Below are 20,772 nucleotides of genomic sequence, written 5' to 3'. Positions count from 1 at the left end.
ACGCGTGAACTGGACAGTCGACGTTCCCGTAGACACTCTCCCCGAGCTGCCGCCGTTGCCTCCTGAGCTGCGGGACCGCCTCGACACCGCCTTGTCGCTGCCCGCCGCGCAGCAGCCGGAGTGGCCGGACGCCGCGCTGGCCAAGCGGGTGCGCGGCGTGCTGGAGAGCGTGCCGCCGATCACCGTGCCCGCCGAGATCGACCGGTTGAAGAGCCGGCTCGCCATGGTGGCTCGCGGGGAGGCGTTCCTGCTGCAGGGCGGGGACTGCGCGGAGACGTTCGAGTCCAACACCGAACCGCACATCCGGGCGAACCTGCGCACGCTGCTGCAGATGGCCGTCGTGCTCACCTACGGGGCCAGCCTGCCGGTGGTGAAGGTCGGCCGGATCGCGGGCCAGTACGCGAAGCCGCGCTCGTCCGGCACCGACGCGCTCGGGCTGCCGGTCTACCGCGGCGACATCATCAACTCGCTCGTCGCCAAGCCGGAGCTGCGGGTGCCGGACCCGGGCCGGATGATCCGCGCCTACGCGAACGCGGGCGCGGCGATGAACCTGGTCCGCGCGCTCACCGGGGCCGGCATGGCCGACCTGCACCAGGTGCACGACTGGAACAAGGACTTCGTGTCCTCGTCGCCGGCGGGGGAGCGGTACGAGGCGCTCGCCGCCGAGATCGACCGCGGCCTGCGGTTCATGAACGCCTGCGGCGTCACCGACACGTCGCTGCAGTACACCGAGATCTTCGCCAGCCACGAGGCGCTGCTGCTCGACTACGAGCGCGCGATGCTGCGGCTGGACCAGGCCGACGCGGCGAACCCGAAGCTGTACAACCTGTCCTCGCACTTCCTGTGGATCGGCGAGCGCACCCGCCAGCTCGACGGCGCGCACATCGCGTTCGCCGAACTGCTGTCGAACCCGATCGGGCTCAAGATCGGCCCGACGACCACGCCGGAACAGGCCCTGGAGTACGTCGAGCGGCTCGACCCGCGCAACGAACCGGGGCGGCTCACGCTGATCTCCCGGATGGGCAACGGCAAGGTCCGCGAGGTGCTGCCCGCCATCGTGGAGAAGGTCGAATCGTCCGGGCACAAGGTCATCTGGCAGTGCGACCCGATGCACGGCAACACGCACGAATCGTCCACCGGCTACAAGACCCGGCATTTCGACCGCATCGTCGACGAGGTCCAGGGCTTCTTCGAGGTGCACCACAAGCTCGGCACCTACCCGGGCGGCATCCACGTCGAACTGACCGGCGAGGACGTCACCGAATGCCTCGGCGGAGCACAGGAAATCTCCGACGTCGACCTCTCCGGCCGCTACGAGACCGCCTGCGACCCCCGGCTCAACACCCAGCAATCGCTGGAACTGGCCTTCCTGGTCGCGGAGATGCTGCGCGGCTGACCACAGCTGGTGAGTGGCTAGGCCGGTGAGAACCGGCCTAGCCACTCACGAGACGTCCAGCAGTTCCGCCGCCGACTTGGCCACCGCGTCGCGCAGCGAGCCAAGGTCCGCCACCGCGTCCGCGTTCGCCTGCAGTCCGATGTGGACACTGTCGCGATAAGGCGCGACCGCGATGCCCACCGCCTGGCGCGGAGCCAACGGCACGAACGGATACACCTGCGTCAGCGGCGCACCATCGAGCGCGTGCTGGGCGCGCGGCACCGGAACGGTCGTCACCACCAGGTCGAACAGCAACGGCGCGGCCAACCCCGCAGTCCGCGTCCCGAGCCGGTGCAATGCCGCGGGCATCCGGTCGGCCAGCAGCGGAAACGCCCCGGCTCCGCGAGCAGGGCCAGCGGCTTTGTTGCGTGCCATCGAGGCGCGCACTTCGGCCAGCCGCCGCACCGGATCGTCGGTTCCGATCGGCAGATCGCACAAATAGCCGGAAAGCTTGTTCCCGCCCCGTTGCTCAGCCGCCCTCCCGCGGACGCTCACGGGAATCAGCGCGCGCACCGACCGTCCCGTCGCGCGAATGCCGCGGTTGACGAACCATTCGCGCAACGCGCCGGAAAGCACCGCGAGCACCACGTCGTTGGTGGTGCCGCCGTGCGTTCGCCGGATCCGGCGAAGATCGGCCGACGCCAACCGGGTGAAACCGAGGCGTCGTTCGGCGGTGGCGGGCGCGGCCAGCGGCAGGCACGGCGGACGCGCCGCCCGGACCACCGCCGACGCGATTCCCGCTGTCTCCCACGTGTCCCGCACCGCGCTCAGCGGCGAACGCGGCTGCGGAATCACCGGTGCGGGCTCCGGGATCGGCAATCCGTCCAGAAGCCCCGCCGTGACGGCGTACGCGCCCGCCCCGTCGGTCAACGCGTGGTGCAGTTTGAGCAGCACCGCGAAGCTCCCGTCCGGAAAGCCGGTCACCACAGTGAGTTCCCACAACGGACGGTGCGGGTCGAGCGGTTCGGCGATCCACCTCGCCGCGAACTCCGGCAGCGGGTCCGGGTCGTACAGCATGGTGAGCCGGTGGTGCCGGATGTGGTTCACTGCCCGGAAATCCGGGTCGTCCACCCACGTCGCGGAGCCGGGCGGGAACAGTCCGGCGCGGATTTTCCGGCGCAGCGGCGGAATATCCGCCGCCCGGCGCGCGAGCAGCGCGGTCAGCCGGTCCGGATCGACCGCCTCCTCCGGCGCGAAAACCAGCGCCGCGCCCATCTGCATCGGCGCGGTTTCCCTGGAGAGGCAAAGAAAAGCGACATCGAGCGAGCTGAGCGGGGCAGGCGCCATGGTCCACCTTCCAACGTCGGGCGTCGAGGGCGAGTGCAACGACACCGCCCGGGTGTGACCGGCGCACGGCCGTGATGTTGCGAGGACGCTAATTCCGCGAAATTTCACTCGCCAGTGGAGCGCCGCCGCTGCGGCAGACCGGGCCCGGCGGTCGGCCCGGGGCCGCCCGCCTCGGTGACCTCGGCGGCGATCTGGCGCATCGCGACGCCGTTGCCCGGCCGCTTCGGCAGCCCGGGCCACAGCTCGCTGGCTTCGAGCGCGGCGGCACGCAGCCGTCCGCCGTCGAGTTTGGTGTGCGTTTCGGCGATCTCGCGGTCGAGCCACTGCACGATCACCTTCAGCGGACCGGCGCTGGGCAGCGGCCACACGAACACCGGATGCTCGTAGCGGAACTCCGAGCCGCTGCCTTCCTCGACGCGCAGCACCGGCTCGTGCGGTTCGCCCGCGCTCGGCACCGAAACGGTTTCGGAACTGGCCCGTCCGCCGTCCGGGAACAGCACGCCGACCAGCAGCGAGTTGTAGTCCGGGACGCGCCGGTGGCCGATCAGCGGCGCGCCGTCCATGCGGTCGCGCGAATACACCGCGATCCGCAGCGTCATCGCCTCCGGCCACACCTCGACCGCGCGCAGCGCCACGATGGTGCGCTCGGACCGGCCCAGCGGCGTCGCCCACGGCACCAGCGCGGGCACGATGTGGTCGGCGGGCGGGCCCGTCCACGGACGGCCCTCGTAGCCGAACAGCTCCCGTTCCCGCACCGGGAACAGGGGGCGCTCGCGAGGACCGTCCGTGAAGAAGCTCATCAGTCCTCGCGAGGGGCGACGCTGCCGTCGGAACCGGACTGCTTGGGGCCCATGGCGTCCATCAGCTGGCGGGCGAGGCCGAGGCCCGTGCCGCCGAGGGAGAGCGCCTTGGTGAACATGTCCGACATCCCGTCCGCGCCGTTCAGGACCACCATGTGGTCGACATTGCCGAAGGCCTGCGCGCCCGCTTCGACGATCTCCGGCCAGCGCTCGGCCAGCTGTTGTGCTACCACAGCCTCCTGGTTCTCCGCCAGTGCGGCCGCGCGCGCCTTGATCGACTCAGCCTCGGCGAGCCCCTTCGCTTTCGCCGCTTCGGCTTCGGCCAGACCCTTGGCTTTCGCCGCCTCGGCGTCCGCGAGACCCTTTGCCTTGGCCGCCGCCGCTTCCGCCTCGCCAGTGGCCTTCGTCGCACTCGCGCTGGCTTCCGCGCGTGCCTTCGTGGCCTGCGCTTCGGCGTCCGCCGCGGTCTTGACCCGGGTCGCGTCCGCGCCGGCCCGCAGCTCGGTTTCCTTCGCCTGTGCCTGCGCACGGGCGATTTGCGCGTCGCGTTCCGCGTCCGCCGTGGTGCGCGTTTCGTACGCCTTCGCGTCGGCCGGCTTGCGGACCTGCGACTGCAGCCGCTGCTCGGACAGCGCCGCCTCGAGTTCGGCGGCCCTGGTCTCCTGGACCACGACCTCCTGGCGCGCGGTCGCCTCGGCCAGCGGACCGGACTGGCTCGCCTTCGCCTTGGCCTGGTCCACCTCGGCCTGGTACCCGGCCTGCTGGATCTGGCTTTCCCGGATCGCGCCCGCCTTGCGCGCGGCGGCGATCTGCTCGGCCTCGGTGGCCTCCTGGTCGCGCTGCGCCTCGGCGATCCGCGCGGAGGCGGCGATCGCGGCCGCGTGCGGCTTGCCGAGGTTGACGATGTAGCCGGACTCGTCGTCGATCTCCTGGATCTGCAGCGAGTCCACGATCAGCCCGAGCTTGATCATCTCGGTGGCCGACGACTGGCGGACCTCGCCGGTCAGCGCGTCGCGGTTGTGGATCATCTCCTCGATGGTCAGCCCGCCCACGATCGACCGCAGGTGGCCGGAGAACAGCTCGTGGATGGTGTCGTTCATGCCCTTCTGCTGGTCGAGGAACCGGCGGGCGGCGTTCGCGATCGACGCGAAGTCGTCGCCGACCTTGTAGATCACGACCGCGCGCACGGTCACCGGCAGACCCTGTTTCGTCACGCACGAGACCTGCAGGTTCACCCCTCGGGTGTCCAGCGACAGCCTGCGCGCGGTCTGGAAGCCCGGCAGCACGTTCACGCCGCGGCCGGTGACGATCTTGAACCCGAGGCTGTCGGCGGTCTCGGTGCGCTCGACCCGGACGCCCCAGCCGGAGATGATGAGCGCTTCGTTCGGCTCCGCGACCTTGTACAGGATCCGCAGGAGCCCGAACAGCAGGATCACGGCCACGACCGCGATCACCACGATGACCCAGATTTCCATAGCCCTCGCCGCACTTTCCGTATTCAGCTGGCACGGCGCTCAGACGCCGTCAGCACTGCGACGCGGTCAAGCGCGCAACGGTTGCCACCTTTCCACGTAGACCGTGCGCGGGGGCTCGAAATCGACCACCAGAACGGGTGTTCCCACGGCGAACGTGGTGTCCGGCTCGGCCGGATAGGCGTAGAAGGCCTCGGTGCCGCCGCGGACGCTGAGCAGCACCTCGCCGATCAGCCCCGGCCCGACGGTGCCGGTCACCCGGCCGCGGCTGCCGATCATCCGCCGAACCCCCGGATCTTGACCTTGGTGCCCTTGGGCACGAACGTGCCCGGGGCCGGGTCCTGCTGCAGGACGAAGTCGAAGCCGCCGTGCCCGTGGCCGTTGCCGTCGCCGCCCTTGCGGTCGACCTCGAGCCCGGCCGCCTTGAGCGCGTCCGCGGCCTGGTCGAACGGGCGGTACCGGACGTCCGGGACCTGCACCGCGTTCGAGACGTAGACCTTGACCTTCTTCGTCCCCGGCGAGCCCGCGCCCGGGTCAGTACGGGTGACCGCCCCGGCGGGCACGGTCTGCGAGAACTCCTCGCCGCCGTCCTGCGGCTGGAATCCGGCCTGCTTGAGGATCTGGAACGCCTCGTCCTTGGACCGCCCGGTCACGTCCGGGACCGGCGGAAGCGGCTCCGGGCCCTTGGACAGCACCAGCGTGACCTGGCCGCCGACGTCCACCGGGGTGCCCACCGCCGGGCTCACGCTCACGACGGTGCCCTGCGGCGCGGTGTCGCTGTACTCCGGCGTGCCCTGGACGACGGTGAGCTTCTGCTCCTGGATCGCCTTCGTCGCCGTGTCGAGCGCGGTGCCGACCTGGATGTTCGGCACCTTCGGCTTGCCCTTGGACACCACCACGGACACGGTGGCGTCCTGGTCGAGCGTGGTGCCAGGGGCCGGATCCACCTTGATGACCTTGTATGCCTCGACCGTGTTGTCGAACTCCTGGCTGTAGCGCGGGTTCAGCTTCGCCGCGCGCAGCTGGTCGCCCGCCTCGGCCTGGGTCAGCCCGGCGAGCTTCGGCACGGTCGTGGTCGTGACCTTGGAATCGCTGAGGATGAACGCGAACGCGCCGATCAGCCCGCCGAGCACGAGCACCCCGGCGATCGCCAGCGCGATCAGCTTGCGCTTGTCGCGCGGCTTCCGCGGCTCGTCCGGCGCGGCGGAGGGCCCGGCGCGCGGCGGTACCGGAGGCGGCGGCGCGGCGGGCACGGCCCGGGTCAGGGCGCGCGTGCCGCGGGGTCCGGAGACCGGCATGGTCTGCTGGTCAACCGGCACGTTCTGCTGGACGGCCGGGATGTTCGGGAGGGTGCGTTCGACGTCCGACACGCGGTCGCCGTCCGGCGGCGGGGGCACCGGCACCGCGACCGGCTGCAGCCCCAGTTCGGCGCGCGCGGCCTGCAACTGCGCGAGGAACTCGTTCGCGTCGGCCGGGCGCTGCTCGGGATCGCGGCGGGTGGCGCGCAGGACCAGGTCGTCGAGCGCCGGCGGCAGGTCCGGCCGGAGCTCGCTCGGGCGCGGGACGTCGTCGTTCACGTGCCGGTAGGCGACCGAGATCGCGGTGTCGCCGGTGTAGGGCAGCCGGCCGGTGAGCATCTCGTACAGCAGGATGCCCGCCGAATAGACGTCGCTCCGGGCCGTGGTGTCGCCGGTGGCGACCTGCTCGGGGGCCAGGTAGCCGACGGTGCCCAGGATGACGCTCGAGCTCGTGGTGCCCGCGCTGGCGACCGCGCGGACCAGTCCGAAGTCGCCGACCTTGACCACGCCGCCCGCCAGCTGCCCGCTGCGGCCGATGAGCACGTTCTCGGGCTTGACGTCGCGGTGCACCAGCCCGGCGGCGTGCGCGGCGGCCAGCGCGGCCAGCACCGGCTCCGCGACGCTCAGCGCCAGCGAGACGTCCAGCTGGCCCTGCTCGTCCAGCAGGTCGCGCAGCGTGCCGCCGTTGACCAGCTCCATCACCAGGAAGGCGAGACCGGCGTCCTGACCGGCCGGGGTGTCGAAGCCCTGGTCGTGCACGGCGACCACGTTCGGGTGATGCAGCTGGGCGGCCGAACGCGCTTCGCGCACGAACCGGTCGACGAACGACCGGTCGTCGGCGAACCGCGGATCCATGATCTTGATCGCCACCGCCCGGTCCAGGCGGGTGTCGAGGCCCCGGTAGACGGCCGACATCCCGCCCCTGGCCAGCAGCTGGTCAACGCGGTACCGGCGTTCGAGCAGGGTGCCGACGAGGCTGGGCTGGGTGCGCGTCACGGTGGGCAATCGTACGGAAGGCCGCGCGTGCCGGGGCGGGTCACCCGTGCGTAGCAGTGGTCCGGACGGGGGAATGTGGCACAGTGTCACGTGTGAGTGGGATTCCTGTCGCCGACGACATCCTCGACGCCGCGGTCGCGGTCAAGCCGTTGCCGGAGGTGGCGGCCGCATTGGGCGTGTCGGCCAACAAGGTGCGCCAGATGCTGCGGGACGGCGAGCTGATCGCTGTCCGGCGCAAAGGCGAACTCTGCGTGCCCGGCGACTTCTTCGTGAAGGACGGCATCGTCAAGGGGCTGGGCGGCACGATCACCGTGCTCGCCGACTCCGGGTTCAGCCGCACCGAGATGCTGCGCTGGCTCTTCACCGCCGACGACACGCTCCCGGGCAGCACGCCGATCAACGCGCTGCGCACCAGCCACGGCACCGAGGTGAAGCGGCGCGCGCAGGCGATGGCGTTCTAGCCCCGTCCCGCATTGCTCCGGTCGGGCTGACAACAATTGCCCTTCCGGACAGAACCCGCGTTTTTCGTTGACGCGGTCAATTGGTCTGGTCCATCGTCGGAAACCGTCCTGAAAATCCTGCTCGGCCGCATGCTGGAGAGGAGCATCGGGCATGGGAGGACGGGTTTCCGGAAGACGCTGCGCGCTCGCGTCGGCAGTGCTGGTGCTGGGCGGTTCCGCTTTGCCGGCACCGCCTGCGGCCGCTGAGACCGTGCCCTTCGCGGCAGCGCCGCAAGCGCGGGAAGTGACGCTGGTGACGGGGGACCGGGTCACGGTTTTCCCGGGACCGAACGGCGGTACGAATTACGCCCTTTCGTCGCCGCCTCGCACCACTTTTCAGTCCTATCAAGCCGATGGTGGCGACCGTTACGTCATTCCGAGCGACGCCGTTCCGTTTCTCGGAAAGCTGGACAAATCGCTGTTCGACGTCACCGCGCTCGCGCGGATGCAGTCCGGGAACACCCCGCTGGAGATCACTTTCCCGGCGGGCGCGGCCCCGGCGGCGCTGCCCGGCATCACGCTCGGCTCGGCCGCCGGGAACACGGCGACCGGCACCCTCGTTTCCGCCGCCGAATTCACCGCTGACCTGCACCGACGTCTCGCTGAAGACGCGTCCGCCGGCCGTCCGGCAGGCAGCAGCGTGCTGCCCGCGACGATCCGGCTGGCCGGTGCGCCTCGCGAACAGCAGCCGCGCTACCCGATGAAGATCCTCGAACTCCGCCTCGCCGATCTGCAGGGCCGCTCGGTCAACGGAATGGTGTCGCTGATCAACACCGATTCCTCGGCCAAGCTGCTGCGGCACGTCGACGTCGACGGCGTCACCCGGATCGCGGTTCCCGAGGGCCATTACGCCGCGTCCGCGACCTTCTCCGACTTCGACAGCGCCGGCAGCGTGACCGCGACGCGGACCTCGTGGGTCGAGGGCTTCGTCGTCGGCGACTCGCCGGACGTGCAGACCCTGACCGTCGAGGAGAAGTACGCGACCGCCGAGGTCAAGGTGGCCGCGCCGAAGTCGGCCACGCAGGACCTGCTCACTACCAACTTCTTCCGCGAGGACCTGACCGGCCGCGGATTCGCCGTCGGCATCTCAGGCGGCAAGACCAAGCAGTACGTGCGGCCGGTGCCGAAGCCGGATCAGGGCTTGCTGCACTACGTCGTGCAATGGGGCGGCAAAGCACCCAAGCCCGAAGACCGGTACCGCGTCGATCTTTCCTTCGCCACCGAGGGCATCTCCGAGAACCAGTCCTTCTCCACAAAGGACAGTGAACTCGCGACGGTCCGGGACCGGATGTACGCCGATCCCGCGGACAAGATGCCGGTCGCGATCGACAGCGGTCCGGTCGACCCGGTGATCCGGCGGCACGGCCTCGGCGCGAGCGGCTTCTTCATCCCCGCTCCCGGGGTGCTGACCGACTACCTCGGCACCACGCACACCAGGGAATGGGTGCAGTACGAGCAAAAAGGCTCGTCGTACCAGCTGATGACCGCAGATTCGCGCCCCTATCGGCCGGGCGGCACCACGACCGTCGACTGGTCCCGCGGTCCGCTCTCCGCCGGTCTCGGCCAGTGGCAGCGGGACCGGCTCTGCGAGGCCTGCTACTCCGGCGGCACCGTTTCGGTCGCGATTCCGGCATTGCGCGACAGCGTGCCGGACCACACCGCGGTTCCGTTGTTCTACGCCCCGCGGCTGCATTTCTCCCTGTACCGCGACGATCAGCAGGTCTTCGATCAGGACGGCACCTACGGTGTGTCGGTCGACGTGCCGAAGACGCCCGCGACCTTCCGCGGCGTACTGGACGTCGACCGGACCGCTATTCCCGGCGTCAGCCAAGCCGGAAAACTGCGCACCGAACTGACCCTGCGATACGACCTGGCGGCGGGCACCGCGCTGCCGTCCCCGCATCGCTGCCGGGCCAGCGACCCGACGCAGCCGTGCCGGATCCTCGGTGCGCTGACCGTCGACTACCGGCTGGATTCCGATCTCTCCACGACGTCGTCCTCGCCGGTGCAGATGCTGGAACTGCACGTCGGCCACGCGGCGTACAGCGGTGCCGGTTCGCATTCGCCGATCACCTCGGCGACGGTTTCGGTGTCCGTCGACAACGGAGCCACCTGGCAGCCCGCGCAGGTCTTCGGACTGTTCGGCGAATACGTGGCGGTCTGGCGGAATCCACCGGCCGGGACTTCGCCCTCGTTGAAGGTGACCGCGCAGGACCTGGCGGGCAACGCGATCACCCAAACGATCAGCAACGCCTACACCGTCGGGCAGGCCCAGCGATGAAACGCATCCTGGCTGTGCTGATTCTCCTCGGCGCGTTCATCCCGTCCGTCGCGTCCGCCGCCCCACGAGACATCTGTGGTCCCGCTGCGCCAGGATTCGCCCGCTGTTACGCCAAAGTGGACAGTCGTTCTGCCTTGCGCGCCACCGGCTACAGCCCCGCTGACCTGCGTTCCGCCTATCGCCTGCCCGACACTGGCGGCGCTGCCGAAACGATCGCCATCGTCGACGCTGGCGACGCCCCGACCGCCGAAGCAGACCTGGCGGTATATCGACAAACCTACGGTCTCCCGCCCTGCACCACGGCGAACGGCTGCTTCCGCAAAGTCAACCAGCACGGCGACGCCACGCCGCTCCCGCCGCAGCAAGGCGACTGGCCGGTGGAGACCGCGCTGGACCTGGACATGGCTTCCGCCGCCTGCGCCCAGTGCAAAATCCTGCTGGTAGAAGGAGACGACGCGTCCTTCGATGCACTCGGCACCTCCGTGGACACCGCCGTGAAACTCGGCGCGACGATCGTGTCGAACAGCTACGGCGCGCCCGAAAGCCACTGGTCCGGCGATTTCGCCGCGCATTATCAGCATCCCGGCGTCGCGATCGTCGCGTCGAGCGGTGACGGCGGATTCGCCGCACCCAACGCGCCCGCGGTGTACTCGAGTGTCGTCGCGGTCGGCGGCACGTCACTGTCCAAAGCGGACAACGCGCGCGGCTGGACCGAATCGGTGTGGATCGGTGCGTCGAGCGGATGTTCGGCTTGGGTGGCGAAACCGTCGTGGCAGAAGGATCCGAACTGTCCCGGCCGGACCGTCGCCGACGTCGCCGCGGTAGCCGATCCCGCCACCGGACCCGCCGTTTACGAGACCACAGTCCTGTCGGGCTGGAGTGTGGTCGGCGGCACCAGCGCGTCGGCGCCGTTCATCGCCGGAGTCATCGCGCTGGCCGGACACCACGACCAGTATCCGGACGCTTCGCGGCTGTATTCGGGGAAGCTCAACGATGTCGTCAGCGGAAACAACGTCGGCTTCGAGGAATGCGGTGACTACCTGTGCACTGGTGTCCCGGGATACGACGGACCGACCGGCAACGGAACTCCTAACGGACTAGCTGCTTTCTGACCGTCCACAACGGATGCGCGACCGCCGCGACCACCTGCATCCCCGCCGCCGCGGCCAATCCGGCGGTGGGGGAGCAGGCAGCCAACGGCCCAGCCACCGCGTTCCCCAGCGCAATTCCGGCGATCTTGATACTCGCCGCTGTCGTGAACACCTGCGCCCGCATCTCCGGCGGCGCTTCCCGATGCCGCACCGCGAACAACGACGCCAGCTGCGGTCCTTCGCCAACTCCGGTGAGGGCCACCGCAGCCACCAGCAGCACTGCGTTCGGTGCCGCTGCCGCCCCCGCGAGCCCGATCCCGATCGCAATGGTGCTCAACTGCACCGCACGGTCCGGAGAATACGACCGTCGCGAAAGGACCGCGTTCGCCAGCAACGACGCGACTGACAACCCGACGAGCAGCAACGTCCCGTACCCCGCGCTGCCGAGCCGCTGCGCGCCGACCAGCGGATAGCAGACGAACGCCATCCCGATCCCGACACACGACAACGTGGAGGTCGCGGTCGACTGCCGCAACGCGGGATTGCGCACGAGAACCGTTGCCGCGGCGAAGAATCGCGACGGCTGTTTCTCGGTACTCCCGGGCAGCCGCCACGCGAACGGCACCGCAACCAGCATCAACCCACCCGCGAGGACCACTGCGACCGGAGCCCCCGCAGTCGCGGCGAGCACTCCGGCCAGCCCCGGCCCGACGAGCGCTGCCGCAGTGAACGTCATCGCGTCAATCGTGCTCGCCTTGCCGAGCTTCTCCGTCGGTACGAGCGAGGGCACCTGCGCGGTCCACCCGCCGCCGATCGCCGGTGCGAGCAACCCGGTCACCACCGCAATCGTCACCACCAGGGCAAACGGCACCTGTCCGAAAAGTGCCGTGATCGCCGTCAGCCCCACCGCATACCCGACCAACCCAACCGCCAGGATCCGGCCCGGCATACGCGACCGGTCCAGAACCGCACCCAGCACCGGCCCGCCCACCGCCGCCGCGATCGTGAGCCCGGCCAGCAACGTCGACCCCGCGACGGCTCCCGAAGCACCCACGCCCAGCAGCAACACCGCCGGGCCGGACAGCTCGTCCCCAGTGCGCGCGGCAGTGGCCCCGGTGAGATACGCCGCGAATCTGTAACGGCTTGTCACTATCAAGATGTTACAGTGAGGCATGCCAGGAACGCAGCCGGATTTCGCGGGCCGCTCCGCCCGGGACGCGGTCCGTCGTGCCGTAGCGCTGCTCGATGTGCTGCTGACGGAGGACCCTGCGCCGGAATCGGTAGCCGCAGTGTTGGTCGAGCACGGAGAACCGCAACTCCAACTTTCCCCGCGCGAGGTGGCCGAGCTACGCGCCGCCGCACTGGAACTGCGGGAAGTCTTCGCCGCACCAGACGCCGCTTCGGCCGCCGAGGTATTGAACGCGCTGTTCACCGCCTACGCCGGACCCCCGCGCCTGACCGCACACGACGACAACTTCGGCTGGCACCTCCACGTCGACGCATCCGACGACGGCCCGTGGGGCACCTGGCTGATCACGTCCTCCGCGCTGGCCTTGGCCACCTTGCTAGCCGACCGCCAAAGCGCCCCCGGCGGCCTGTGCGCGTCGCCGTCGTGCGGAAAACCCTTCGCCCACCTAGGCGGCGGCAGCCCGCGCCAGTACTGCTCTTCCCGTTGCGCCACAAGGGAACGCGTCGCCGCCCACCGGGCCCGGCTAACCTGACGCTCATGGAAATCCTGTCCCTGGCGGACTTCACGAGCTTCGTCCGAGCCAACCCGCTAGGCGTCGTCGCGACCACCACCGCGAACGGCCGCCCCGAAGCGGCCCTGGTCAGCTTCGCCGTCACCCCGGACGGCTCGCTGCTGTTCAACACCCACCGCACCGCCCGAAAAGTGGCCAACCTCCGCGCCAACCCGCGCACCGCCGCGGTCATCGGCTGCACCGACACGATCTCTGTCCAAGTCGAAGGCGAGGCGGTTATCGAATCCGGCACTTCCCGTCGCGACGCAGGCGAGGTGTACCTGGAACAGTTCCCCGGCTCCCGCGCCCTCGACGAGGCTTTCGCCCTCATCCGCCTGACCCCGGATTGGCTGCGCTCCTACGACGCCAGCGCCGATCCAGCCCAAGTCAGCGAAGGCGCCCCGGCCTGGCACTGAGCGCACGCTGCACCAGCGCAGGCACCGCGACCGCGACCCGTCGCCCCTTGCCCACCACGGCGCGTCGGTTCAGCACGGCGTAGTCCATGGCTTCGATCTCGTCCAAAATGCCTTCGTACAAGGTGATCGACGTCCGCACACAAGGCCGAGACTCCGGCCGCAGCAACGAAATCCCGGCCTCAGCGCGCCGATAAACCGCCCGCGTCCGGGAAACCGCCACCGCGAGCGCCGCCCGCACCCGTGGATCCGCACGGCCCTGGCGACGCGCGTCGACCAGTCTCTCGCGGTCCACCCCGAACGCCGCCAATTCCTCGGTAGGCAGATACAACCGCCCGCGATCGAGGTCCTCGCCGACATCCCGCAGGAAATTGGTCAGCTGAAACGCTTCCCCCAACGCCGCCGCGCTCGGCGCGGCTTCCTCCAGCGGCGCGACAGTCCCGAACACCGGCAGCATCTGCAGCCCGATCACGCAAGCCGAACCGTAGATGTACTCCCCGAGATCGGCGTAAGTCGCGTATTCCGCGACCGTCAGGTCCATCCGCATGGAATGCAGGAACGCATCGATGAGCGGACGACCGATGTCGTACCGGCGCACCGTATCGGCAAGGGCCGCCAGCACCGGATCGGCTGGCACCCGCCCGTCGTAAACCTCGTCCACCAGCCCGGCGACCTTGTCCAGCGCGACCGCCGGATCGGTGCCGGGCTCGGGGTTGTCGACCAGTTCGTCGGCCATCCGCGCGAAGCCGTACAGCGCGTGCGCGGCCGGCCGGGCCCGCGCCGGAAGCAGCCGGGTGGCAAGGAAAAACGTGCGCCCGTGGTGGGCGTTGATGCGCCGGCACGTCGTGTAGGCAGCACGCAGCGCGGGCTCGGCGATACCGGCCGCGTCGAGCTCGCTCACCGGCCGGTGATCCTTTGCGCGGCGAGCCGTCCGGAGATCAGCACCGGCGGGATGCCGACCCCCGGCGTCGTCCCGCACCCGGCGAGCACCACGTTTTCCGCCGCCCGCACCAAGTTCGCGGGCCGGAACGGGCCGGTCTGGCGGAAGGTGTGCGCGAGCGAGAACGGCGTCCCGGCGGCCAACCCGCGCGCCGCCCAGTCGGCCGGAGTCAGCTGTTCGTCCACAATGTACTCGTCGCGGAACCCGGTGAGCCCGCGCGCTTCCAGCGTACGCAGCAGTTCTTCGCGATAAGCCGGGCCGACGCGCGCCCAGTCGATCGGGCCGGTGGTCAGGTTCGGGGTCGGAGCGAGCACGGAGACGATCTCGCCGCCGTCGCCGGCGAGCGTCGGCTCCGTCGCGGTCGGGCGCGTGACCAGCAGCGACGGATCGCTCATCAGCTTGCCCTCGCGGACGATCTCGGCAAAGGTCCGTTCCCACGCCTGGCCGAAGAAGATCGTGTGGTGGTCCAGTTCCGGCCACGAACGGTCCGCGTGCCCGTGCAACACGAAAGCCGACGGCGAGTACTTCAACGGCAGCACCCGCCGCGGACGCGCGCCAATCAGCCGGTACGCCGCCGAAAGCTCTGTCGCGAGCACCACGGCATCACACTCAATACGCTCGCCCGAGCGCGTCCGTACAGCGCGTACGCGGGACGACACTCGCTCAAGCCACGCAGCCTCCGTACCGAAGCGCAGTTCGGCACCAGCGCGCGTCGCAGCGTCAGACATCGCGCGGGCGATCGCCCCCATGCCGCCGCGCGGGTAGTACACGCCGCCGACAGTGTCCATGTACGCGATGACGCCGTACGCGCCAAGCGCACGCGTCGGATCGAGACCTGCGTACAGCGCCTGAAAAGAGAAGAGCCGCCGTACGCGCTCGTCGCGCAAGAAGCTGGAAACGCGCGGCCCCAACCGGCCGAAGCCACCCAACGCCGCGAGCTTCACGAGTTCCGGCCGGACCAAATCCAGCGGCGAATCGAAGTTCGCGCCGATGAAGTGGTCCTTCTGCGCCGCGTACAGGTCAGTGAGCCACCGGCGCAGCCGCCGGTAACCGTCCGCCTCGGCCGGACCGGCGAACGACCGGATCTCGGCCTCCATCGCCTCGCCGTCGGTGTGCACGGCGAGCGTGCTGCCGTCCGCGAACCGAGCCCGGTACGCCGGGTCGAGCCTGGTCAGCGGCACCGTGTCGGCCAACGATTCGCCGACCGCGTGCAGTGCTTCGTCCACCAGTTCCGGCATGGTGAGCACGCTGGCCCCGGTGTCGACCGCGTTCGCGCCGAAGTCCTGCTGACCGGCCCGTCCGCCGGGCATCTTCTGCTGCTCCAGCAGCGTCACCCGCCGTCCCGCGCCGAGCAGGTGCAGCGTCGCCGAGAGCCCGGCCAGCCCGGCGCCGACGACCACGACGTGGTCGGCGGGCCCGTTCACCGTGCGCATCAGAACTTCCGCTGGGTAGCCAGACGGATCAGCTCGGCGAGCGCCGACGGAGCGGGCTCGGCCAGGTGCGCGCGGTCGAGCGCGGCGTTCGCGGACGCGGTCAGCTCGTCGATCTGACGCTCCACCGCGGCGACCGCGCCGACCGAGGTCAGCGCCTCGCGCACCTGGTCCACGGTGCCGCTGGTCAGGTCGGCGGCCCCGATCGCGCCGGCGATCGCCTTGGCCGCGGCGTGGTCGCCCTTCTCCGCGGCGAGCTGCAGACCGAGCGCCACGAGCAGGGTGCGCTTGCCCTCGCGCAGGTCGTCCCCGGCGGGCTTGCCGGTGACCGACGGGTCGCCGAACACGCCGAGCAGGTCGTCGCGCAGCTGGAACGCTACGCCGACGTCGCCGCCGAACTCCAGCAGCGTGGAAATCAGCCGGTCGTCCGCCCCGGCGAGCGAGGCGCCGAGGTGCAGCGGCCGCTGGACGGTGTACGCGGCGGTCTTGAGCCGGTCGATCCGCAGCGCGGCCTCGGGCGAAGCGTCGCCGACCGCCTGCGTGCGGACGTCGAGGTACTGCCCGGCGAGCACCTCGGTGCGCATCGCGCGCCAGGCCGGGCGGGCCGCCGCGATCGTCTCCGCGGGCAGCGGGGCGTCGGCGAACATATCGTCGGCCCAGGCCAGCGCCAGGTCTCCCACCAGCACCGCGCTGGCCAGCCCGAACACCGACGGAGTGCCGAGCCAGCCGCGGTCGGCGTGCAGTTTCTCGGCGGCCACGTGCACGGTCGGCTTGCCGCGGCGCGAGTCGGAGGAGTCGATGAGGTCGTCGTGGATCAGCGCGCACGCCTGGATCAGCTCCAGGCTCGCGACCGCCTGCAGCGCGCCCTCGGCGAGCGGGCCGGACGCCGCGCCGCCCGCGCCGCGCCAGCCCCACCAGGCGAACGTCGGCCGGATCCGCTTGCCGCCGCCCAGCACGAAACCGGACAGCGCCTCGATCCCGGCCGCGACGCTCGGCTCGGTGCGCAGGATCTCGCTCCCCGCCCGGCCGAGGAAATCGGCCAGCGCACGCTCCACGTGCGCGGGGAGGTCGGCGTCGAATCCGGGCGCGTCCATGCCCTCATCCTCCGGGACGAGGGCGGCCGGGGTCACGCCGGGCGCCCCCGGATGTGGCGCACCAGACGCGGTCAGCCGGTCCGGAACGCGTCAGGACGGCCGCTCGCCGCGAAGTACTCCGCCGCTTCGGCCGGTCCGCGCGGCCGGTAGCCGGGTTCGAGACAGCCCTCGTACCAGTCCTTCGCGAGATGCCACAGCGCGTCGAGCCCGAGCAGCTCGCCCGGACTGTCCACACAGGATTCGGCGCAGTACAGCCGCTGCTTCGCCCGGTCGCCCGCGAGCTGGTCGGGCGGGGCAGGGAAGTACGCGACCTGCGCGCCGCCCGGCGGCCGGTCCCGCCGCACGACCAGCGCGGACGGCTCGCCGCAGCCGGGACAGCGCGTCGCCACCAGCACCTCGGGCTCGCCGGACACGAGGTGCGGGATCGCGAACGAATCCCAGGCGCACCCGCCCCACCACATGGTGTGCTCGCCCATCACCGCGAACCCGAGCGGGACCGCCGCGAACGGCGCGGCCAGCGCCACGTGCTCGCATTCGTCCAGCCACAGCCATCTCGGGTCGGCCATCCGGTGCAGGGCCTGTTTCGCCACCGCGAGCGACCCGTGCGCGGCGTCCGCCAGCTCGGGCGCGGTGGGCGGGCGGCCGCGGGTGGAGAACGCGCGGTAGACCGCCACGCGCACGTCGTCGTCCCAGGCCAGGTCGTCTTCACTGCTCATGGCTCGCCTCCCCGCAGGGTTCGCCCCTGACGGTACGCGCCGTGGCCAAGCCCACCCGTCAACTCTGCCGCGGGCCGAAGCGAGCCACTACCATTTCCCTCCATGACGTCGGTGATCGAAAGGCTGCGGGGGGACGGGCCCGCGTTCTCCGTCGAGTTCTTCCCGCCCCGCGACGAGGCCGACGAGGCCGTCCTGTGGAAGGCCATCCGCGAGCTGGAACCGCTGGACCCGGCGTACATGTCGATCACCTACGGCGCGGGCGGTTCGAGCCGTGACGGCACCATCCGCAGCATCGCCCGCGTCGCCACCGAAACCACGCTCTGCCCGATGGCCCACCTGACGGCGGTCGACCATTCGGTGTCCGAACTGCGGAACGTGATCGGCTGGTACGCGGCGGTCGGCGTGCGCAACATCCTCGCCCTGCGCGGCGACCCGCCCGGCGACGTCTACGGCGACTGGGTGCCGCACCCCGAGGGCCTCACCTACGCCGAGGAACTGGTCGAGCTGGTCCGCTCGCTCGGCGACTTCTGCGTCGGCGTCTCGGCCTTCCCGTACGGCCACCCGCGTTCGGCGGACCTGGAATCGGACACGAAGCACCTGGTCCGCAAGTTCCGCGCGGGAGCCGATTTCGCGATCGCACAGCTGTTTTTCGAGGCAGAGGACTTCCTGCGACTGCGCGACCGGGTCGCCGCTGCGGGCTGCGACGCGCTCGTGCTGCCCGGCATCATGCCGCTGACCACCCTGCGCACGCTGCACACCACGATCAAGCTCTCCGGCGCTCCCGCGTCGCAGCGCCTGCTGGACCGGCTCGAACCGTTCTCCGACGACCCCAAGGCGTTCCGCGCGGCCGGTCTGGACTGGGTCACCGAACTGTGCGAGAAACTGATCGCCGAAGGCGTGCCCGACCTGCACTTCTACACCTTCAACCGGTCCAAGGCGACGCGCGAGGTCGTCACCCGGCTCGGACTGGTGCCCGCCCGCGCGTAACTCCGTGGGCTGGGGGCGCCTCCGGCCGGTAGCGTGCCGGACATGGCTTCCACCGAACAGAGCGTTCCGGAGATCTGCGACCGGTACGTCGACGATTACGTGGCCGTGGACCCGGTCGCGGCCACCATGCTCGGCGTCGCGGGCTACGACGACCAGCTGACCGACTATTCGCCCGCGGGCCACGACGCCCGCGCGGACCTGGCGCGGCGCGCGCTGGCCGCGGTGAACGCCGCGGAACCGGCGGACGCGGGGGAGCGGGTCGCGAAGGCCGTGTTCACCGAGCGGATCGGCCTCGAGCTGGAGATCCACGACGCGGGTCTCGACGCGGCCTCGCTCAACGTGATCGAGAGCCCGGTGCAGGGCCTGCGGATGGTCTTCGACCTGATGCCGACCGACACCCCGGACGACTGGGCGAACGTCGCGGCCCGGCTGCCGAAGGTGCCCGAGGCGCTGGCCGGGGTCCGCGCGGCGCTGCTGGCCTCGGCCGACAAGGGGCGGGTTTCCGCGCTGCGGCAGGTCTCGAAGGTCGCCGAGCAGTGCGAGACGTGGGCCGGGCTCAAGGACGGCCCCGGTTTCTTCGCCAGCATGGTGGCCGACGCGGGCGTGGATTCCCTGAAGTCCGACCTGGCCGCGGGCGCGCGGGCCGCGGACGAGGCGTTCGCGGAGTTCGCCGGATTCCTGCGCGCCGAACTGGCCCCGAAGGCCCCGGTCAAGGACGCCGTCGGCGAGGACACCTACCGGCTGTGGTCGCGCTACTTCATCGGCGCGGAGCTGGACCTGCGCGAGGCCTACGAGTGGGGCTGGCACGAATTCTCGCGGCTGGAAACGGAAATGCGCGCGGTCGCGAACCGCATCAAGCCCGGCTCGACGCCCGCGGAGGCCGCGGCGGTGCTCGACGCCGATGCGCGCTATCGCATCCAGGGCCGCCCGCAGTTCGAGGCGTGGATGCAGCAGCTGTCCGACGACGCGCTGAAGTCGTTGCGCGGCAAGCACTTCGACATCCCGGACCGGCTGATGGCGCTGGAGTGCAAGATCGCCCCGCCCGGCGGCGGCGTCGGCGCGTACTACACCGGGCCGAGCGAGGACTTCAGCCGTCCCGGCCGGATGTGGTGGTCGCTTCCCGCCGACCGCAACGACTTCACGACCTGGCGCGAGGTGTCGACGGTCTACCACGAGGGCGTCCCCGGCCACCACCTGCAGATCGCGACGGCGGTCAACCAGGCCGAGACCCTCACGAAGTACCAGCGGCTGATGACGTTCATCTCGGCGCACGGCGAGGGCTGGGCGCTGTACGCGGAACGCCTCATGGAGGAACTGGGCTACCTCTCCGACGACGGCAACCTGCTCGGCATGCTGTCCGAGCAGTTGTTCCGCGCCGCCCGCGTCGTGGTCGACCTCGGCATGCACCTGGAGCTGGAAATCCCGGCGGGCACCGGATTCCACGAGGGTTCGCGCTGGACGCCGGACCTGGGCCTGGAGTTCATGCTCACCCGCACGATCACCGACCAGGCGCACATCCGCGACGAGATCGACCGCTACCTCGGCTGGCCGGGCCAGGCCCCCTCGTACAAGCTCGGCGAACGCCTGTGGCTCGCCGCGCGCGACGACGCCCGGGCGCGGCAGGGTGCGGCGTTCGACATCAAGCAGTTCCACACCAAGGCCCTGCAGATGGGCGGCATGGGACTGGACACCCTGCGCGAGCAGTTGGCGCAGCTGGACTGAGACTGCTTTCCCGGGCCGGTGTTCCCGCACCGGCCCGGGTGTCTTTCCCGCATGGTTACCGCTCAGCTCATCGAAACGGCCCGGCTGGACCTACTACCGCTTTCCGTCTTGCACGCCGAGGAGATGGCCGTCGTGCTGTCGGATCCGGCCCTGCACACCTACATCGGCGGCGCTCCGGATTCCTTGGCCGCCCTCCGCTCGAGCTACCAGCGGATGACCGCGGGCTCGCCCGACCCGGCGGTGTCCTGGCTGAACTGGGTGATCCGGCCGCGCGATTCCGGCCTGGCGGGCACTGTCCAGGCGACGGTCAGCGGCTCGGTCGCCGAAATCGCCTGGGTGGTGGGGACTCCGTGGCAGGGCCGGGGCATCGCCACCGAAGCCGCGCGCGGGCTTGTCGCGTGGCTCGACCGGCAGCCGGTGGACGCGATCGTCGCCCACATCCACCCGGAGAACCGGGCCTCCGCCGCGGTCGCCGCCGCTGTCGGCCTCACGGCCACCGACGAGCGGCAGGACGGCGAGATCCGCTGGCGTCGCGCGCCACAAACCCGTTGATCGGCTCCCCGGCCTCTGG

The 20,772-nt window shown here is 70.7% G+C and carries 19 protein-coding genes; 9 read left to right on the top strand and 10 right to left on the bottom strand.

All coding sequences use genetic code 11. The annotated features are described in order from the left end of the window. Nucleotides 1-4 precede the first annotated feature (4 nt). Nucleotides 5-1,396, top strand: a complete 1,392-nt coding sequence (locus FKO37_RS38425) for a class II 3-deoxy-7-phosphoheptulonate synthase (RefSeq protein ID WP_037809686.1) — start codon at nucleotides 5-7, stop codon at nucleotides 1,394-1,396. Between the two features lie 45 nt (nucleotides 1,397-1,441). On the opposite strand, the gene FKO37_RS38420 is transcribed toward FKO37_RS38425, so the two are convergent. From FKO37_RS38420 to pknB, 5 genes are all read right to left on the bottom strand, one after another. Next, nucleotides 1,442-2,722 carry a wax ester/triacylglycerol synthase domain-containing protein gene (locus FKO37_RS38420; RefSeq protein ID WP_255807059.1) on the bottom strand — a complete coding sequence of 427 codons (1,281 nt, stop codon included), beginning with the start codon at nucleotides 2,720-2,722 and terminating at the stop codon, nucleotides 1,442-1,444. Between the two features lie 104 nt (nucleotides 2,723-2,826). Next, nucleotides 2,827-3,522: a hypothetical protein gene (locus tag FKO37_RS38415; protein WP_134730328.1), complete on the bottom strand. Its 696-nt coding sequence runs from the start codon at nucleotides 3,520-3,522 to the stop codon at nucleotides 2,827-2,829. Beyond that, nucleotides 3,522-4,997, bottom strand: a complete 1,476-nt coding sequence (locus FKO37_RS38410) for a flotillin family protein (RefSeq protein ID WP_037809691.1) — start codon at nucleotides 4,995-4,997, stop codon at nucleotides 3,522-3,524. Before FKO37_RS38410 ends, FKO37_RS38415 begins: the two co-directional genes overlap by 1 nt. 66 nt (nucleotides 4,998-5,063) lie before the next feature. Then, the gene (locus tag FKO37_RS38405; RefSeq protein WP_037809693.1) at nucleotides 5,064-5,273 is read right to left on the bottom strand and encodes a hypothetical protein; all 210 of its coding nucleotides are present in this window, start codon (nucleotides 5,271-5,273) and stop codon (nucleotides 5,064-5,066) included. Beyond that, the gene (pknB, locus tag FKO37_RS38400; protein WP_037809695.1) at nucleotides 5,270-7,288 is read right to left on the bottom strand and encodes a Stk1 family PASTA domain-containing Ser/Thr kinase; all 2,019 of its coding nucleotides are present in this window, start codon (nucleotides 7,286-7,288) and stop codon (nucleotides 5,270-5,272) included. The genes FKO37_RS38405 and pknB overlap by 4 nt, the downstream gene beginning before the upstream one ends. Before the next feature lie 92 nt (nucleotides 7,289-7,380). Between pknB and FKO37_RS38395 the strand changes: the two genes are divergently transcribed. The 3 genes from FKO37_RS38395 (at nucleotide 7,381) to FKO37_RS38385 (ending at nucleotide 11,181) form a co-directional block, all read left to right on the top strand. Beyond that, complete coding sequence (locus tag FKO37_RS38395) at nucleotides 7,381-7,749, top strand: Rv2175c family DNA-binding protein (RefSeq protein ID WP_037809697.1); 369 nt, start codon at nucleotides 7,381-7,383, stop codon at nucleotides 7,747-7,749. A gap of 151 nt (nucleotides 7,750-7,900) precedes the next feature. Further along, entirely contained in the window at nucleotides 7,901-10,069 is a 2,169-nt protein-coding gene (locus FKO37_RS38390; protein ID WP_158714421.1) for a hypothetical protein, read from the top strand. Beyond that, entirely contained in the window at nucleotides 10,066-11,181 is a 1,116-nt protein-coding gene (locus FKO37_RS38385) for a S8 family serine peptidase (protein ID WP_037809699.1), read from the top strand. Before FKO37_RS38390 ends, FKO37_RS38385 begins: the two co-directional genes overlap by 4 nt. Here the strand turns inward: FKO37_RS38385 and FKO37_RS38380 are convergent. After that, complete coding sequence (locus FKO37_RS38380; protein ID WP_238607648.1) at nucleotides 11,159-12,310, bottom strand: MFS transporter; 1,152 nt, start codon at nucleotides 12,308-12,310, stop codon at nucleotides 11,159-11,161. The genes FKO37_RS38385 and FKO37_RS38380 overlap by 23 nt on opposite strands. A 22-nt stretch (nucleotides 12,311-12,332) precedes the next feature. Between FKO37_RS38380 and FKO37_RS38375 the strand changes: the two genes are divergently transcribed. Then, a complete protein-coding gene (locus tag FKO37_RS38375; protein WP_037809700.1) occupies nucleotides 12,333-12,881 on the top strand; it encodes a CGNR zinc finger domain-containing protein in 549 nt (182 codons plus the stop codon). A gap of 5 nt (nucleotides 12,882-12,886) precedes the next feature. Then, complete coding sequence (locus FKO37_RS38370) at nucleotides 12,887-13,315, top strand: pyridoxamine 5'-phosphate oxidase family protein (protein WP_037809702.1); 429 nt, start codon at nucleotides 12,887-12,889, stop codon at nucleotides 13,313-13,315. Here FKO37_RS38370 and FKO37_RS38365 read toward each other — a convergent pair. The 4 genes from FKO37_RS38365 to merB form a co-directional block, all read right to left on the bottom strand. After that, a complete protein-coding gene (locus FKO37_RS38365; RefSeq protein ID WP_238607647.1) occupies nucleotides 13,287-14,213 on the bottom strand; it encodes a phytoene/squalene synthase family protein in 927 nt (308 codons plus the stop codon). The two genes, FKO37_RS38370 and FKO37_RS38365, sit on opposite strands and share 29 nt — an antisense overlap. Continuing rightward, nucleotides 14,210-15,685 (bottom strand): phytoene desaturase family protein, encoded by a 1,476-nt coding sequence (gene crtI / locus FKO37_RS38360; protein WP_238607646.1) that lies wholly within the window; start codon nucleotides 15,683-15,685, stop codon nucleotides 14,210-14,212. Before crtI ends, FKO37_RS38365 begins: the two co-directional genes overlap by 4 nt. Then, nucleotides 15,685-16,776 carry a polyprenyl synthetase family protein gene (locus tag FKO37_RS38355; protein ID WP_238607645.1) on the bottom strand — a complete coding sequence of 364 codons (1,092 nt, stop codon included), beginning with the start codon at nucleotides 16,774-16,776 and terminating at the stop codon, nucleotides 15,685-15,687. Before FKO37_RS38355 ends, crtI begins: the two co-directional genes overlap by 1 nt. A 71-nt stretch (nucleotides 16,777-16,847) precedes the next feature. Continuing rightward, the gene (merB, locus tag FKO37_RS38350; RefSeq protein ID WP_238607644.1) at nucleotides 16,848-17,492 is read right to left on the bottom strand and encodes an organomercurial lyase; all 645 of its coding nucleotides are present in this window, start codon (nucleotides 17,490-17,492) and stop codon (nucleotides 16,848-16,850) included. Nucleotides 17,493-17,594: 102 nt separating this feature from the next. Here merB and FKO37_RS38345 point away from each other — a divergent pair, with 102 nt between their 5' ends. The 3 genes from FKO37_RS38345 to FKO37_RS38335 are packed head-to-tail and all read left to right on the top strand — an operon-like array spanning nucleotide 17,595 to nucleotide 20,753. Next, on the top strand, nucleotides 17,595-18,479 hold the full coding sequence (locus FKO37_RS38345; protein WP_037809712.1) for a methylenetetrahydrofolate reductase: 885 nt from the start codon (nucleotides 17,595-17,597) through the stop codon (nucleotides 18,477-18,479). A gap of 42 nt (nucleotides 18,480-18,521) precedes the next feature. Continuing rightward, entirely contained in the window at nucleotides 18,522-20,201 is a 1,680-nt protein-coding gene (locus tag FKO37_RS38340; protein WP_238607643.1) for a DUF885 domain-containing protein, read from the top strand. A gap of 51 nt (nucleotides 20,202-20,252) precedes the next feature. After that, nucleotides 20,253-20,753 carry a GNAT family N-acetyltransferase gene (locus tag FKO37_RS38335; protein WP_238607642.1) on the top strand — a complete coding sequence of 167 codons (501 nt, stop codon included), beginning with the start codon at nucleotides 20,253-20,255 and terminating at the stop codon, nucleotides 20,751-20,753. The last annotated feature ends 19 nt before the right edge of the window (nucleotides 20,754-20,772 follow it).

Origin of the sequence: Amycolatopsis sp. Poz14 (genome assembly GCF_006704225.1) — a bacterium.
GTDB lineage: Bacteria > Actinomycetota > Actinomycetes > Mycobacteriales > Pseudonocardiaceae > Amycolatopsis > Amycolatopsis nivea.
Note: the sequence above shows the minus strand (reverse complement) of the source record. Positions and strands in the feature narration are given on the sequence as shown.

Excerpts from the sequence above, each read along its gene's own strand:
- FKO37_RS38420 (WP_255807059.1), bottom strand. The coding sequence starts at position 2,722 with ATGGCGCCTGCCCCGCTCAGCTCGCTCGATGTCGCTTTTCTTTGCCTC.
- FKO37_RS38415 (WP_134730328.1), bottom strand. The coding sequence starts at position 3,522 with ATGAGCTTCTTCACGGACGGTCCTCGCGAGCGCCCCCTGTTCCCGGTG.
- FKO37_RS38410 (WP_037809691.1), bottom strand. The coding sequence starts at position 4,997 with ATGGAAATCTGGGTCATCGTGGTGATCGCGGTCGTGGCCGTGATCCTG.
- FKO37_RS38405 (WP_037809693.1), bottom strand. The coding sequence starts at position 5,273 with ATGATCGGCAGCCGCGGCCGGGTGACCGGCACCGTCGGGCCGGGGCTG.
- FKO37_RS38390 (WP_158714421.1), top strand. The coding sequence starts at position 7,901 with ATGGGAGGACGGGTTTCCGGAAGACGCTGCGCGCTCGCGTCGGCAGTG.
- FKO37_RS38385 (WP_037809699.1), top strand. The coding sequence starts at position 10,066 with ATGAAACGCATCCTGGCTGTGCTGATTCTCCTCGGCGCGTTCATCCCG.
- FKO37_RS38375 (WP_037809700.1), top strand. The coding sequence starts at position 12,333 with ATGCCAGGAACGCAGCCGGATTTCGCGGGCCGCTCCGCCCGGGACGCG.
- FKO37_RS38370 (WP_037809702.1), top strand. The coding sequence starts at position 12,887 with ATGGAAATCCTGTCCCTGGCGGACTTCACGAGCTTCGTCCGAGCCAAC.
- crtI (WP_238607646.1), bottom strand. The coding sequence starts at position 15,685 with ATGCGCACGGTGAACGGGCCCGCCGACCACGTCGTGGTCGTCGGCGCC.
- FKO37_RS38355 (WP_238607645.1), bottom strand. The coding sequence starts at position 16,776 with ATGGACGCGCCCGGATTCGACGCCGACCTCCCCGCGCACGTGGAGCGT.
- merB (WP_238607644.1), bottom strand. The coding sequence starts at position 17,492 with ATGAGCAGTGAAGACGACCTGGCCTGGGACGACGACGTGCGCGTGGCG.
- FKO37_RS38345 (WP_037809712.1), top strand. The coding sequence starts at position 17,595 with ATGACGTCGGTGATCGAAAGGCTGCGGGGGGACGGGCCCGCGTTCTCC.
- FKO37_RS38340 (WP_238607643.1), top strand. The coding sequence starts at position 18,522 with ATGGCTTCCACCGAACAGAGCGTTCCGGAGATCTGCGACCGGTACGTC.
- FKO37_RS38335 (WP_238607642.1), top strand. The coding sequence starts at position 20,253 with ATGGTTACCGCTCAGCTCATCGAAACGGCCCGGCTGGACCTACTACCG.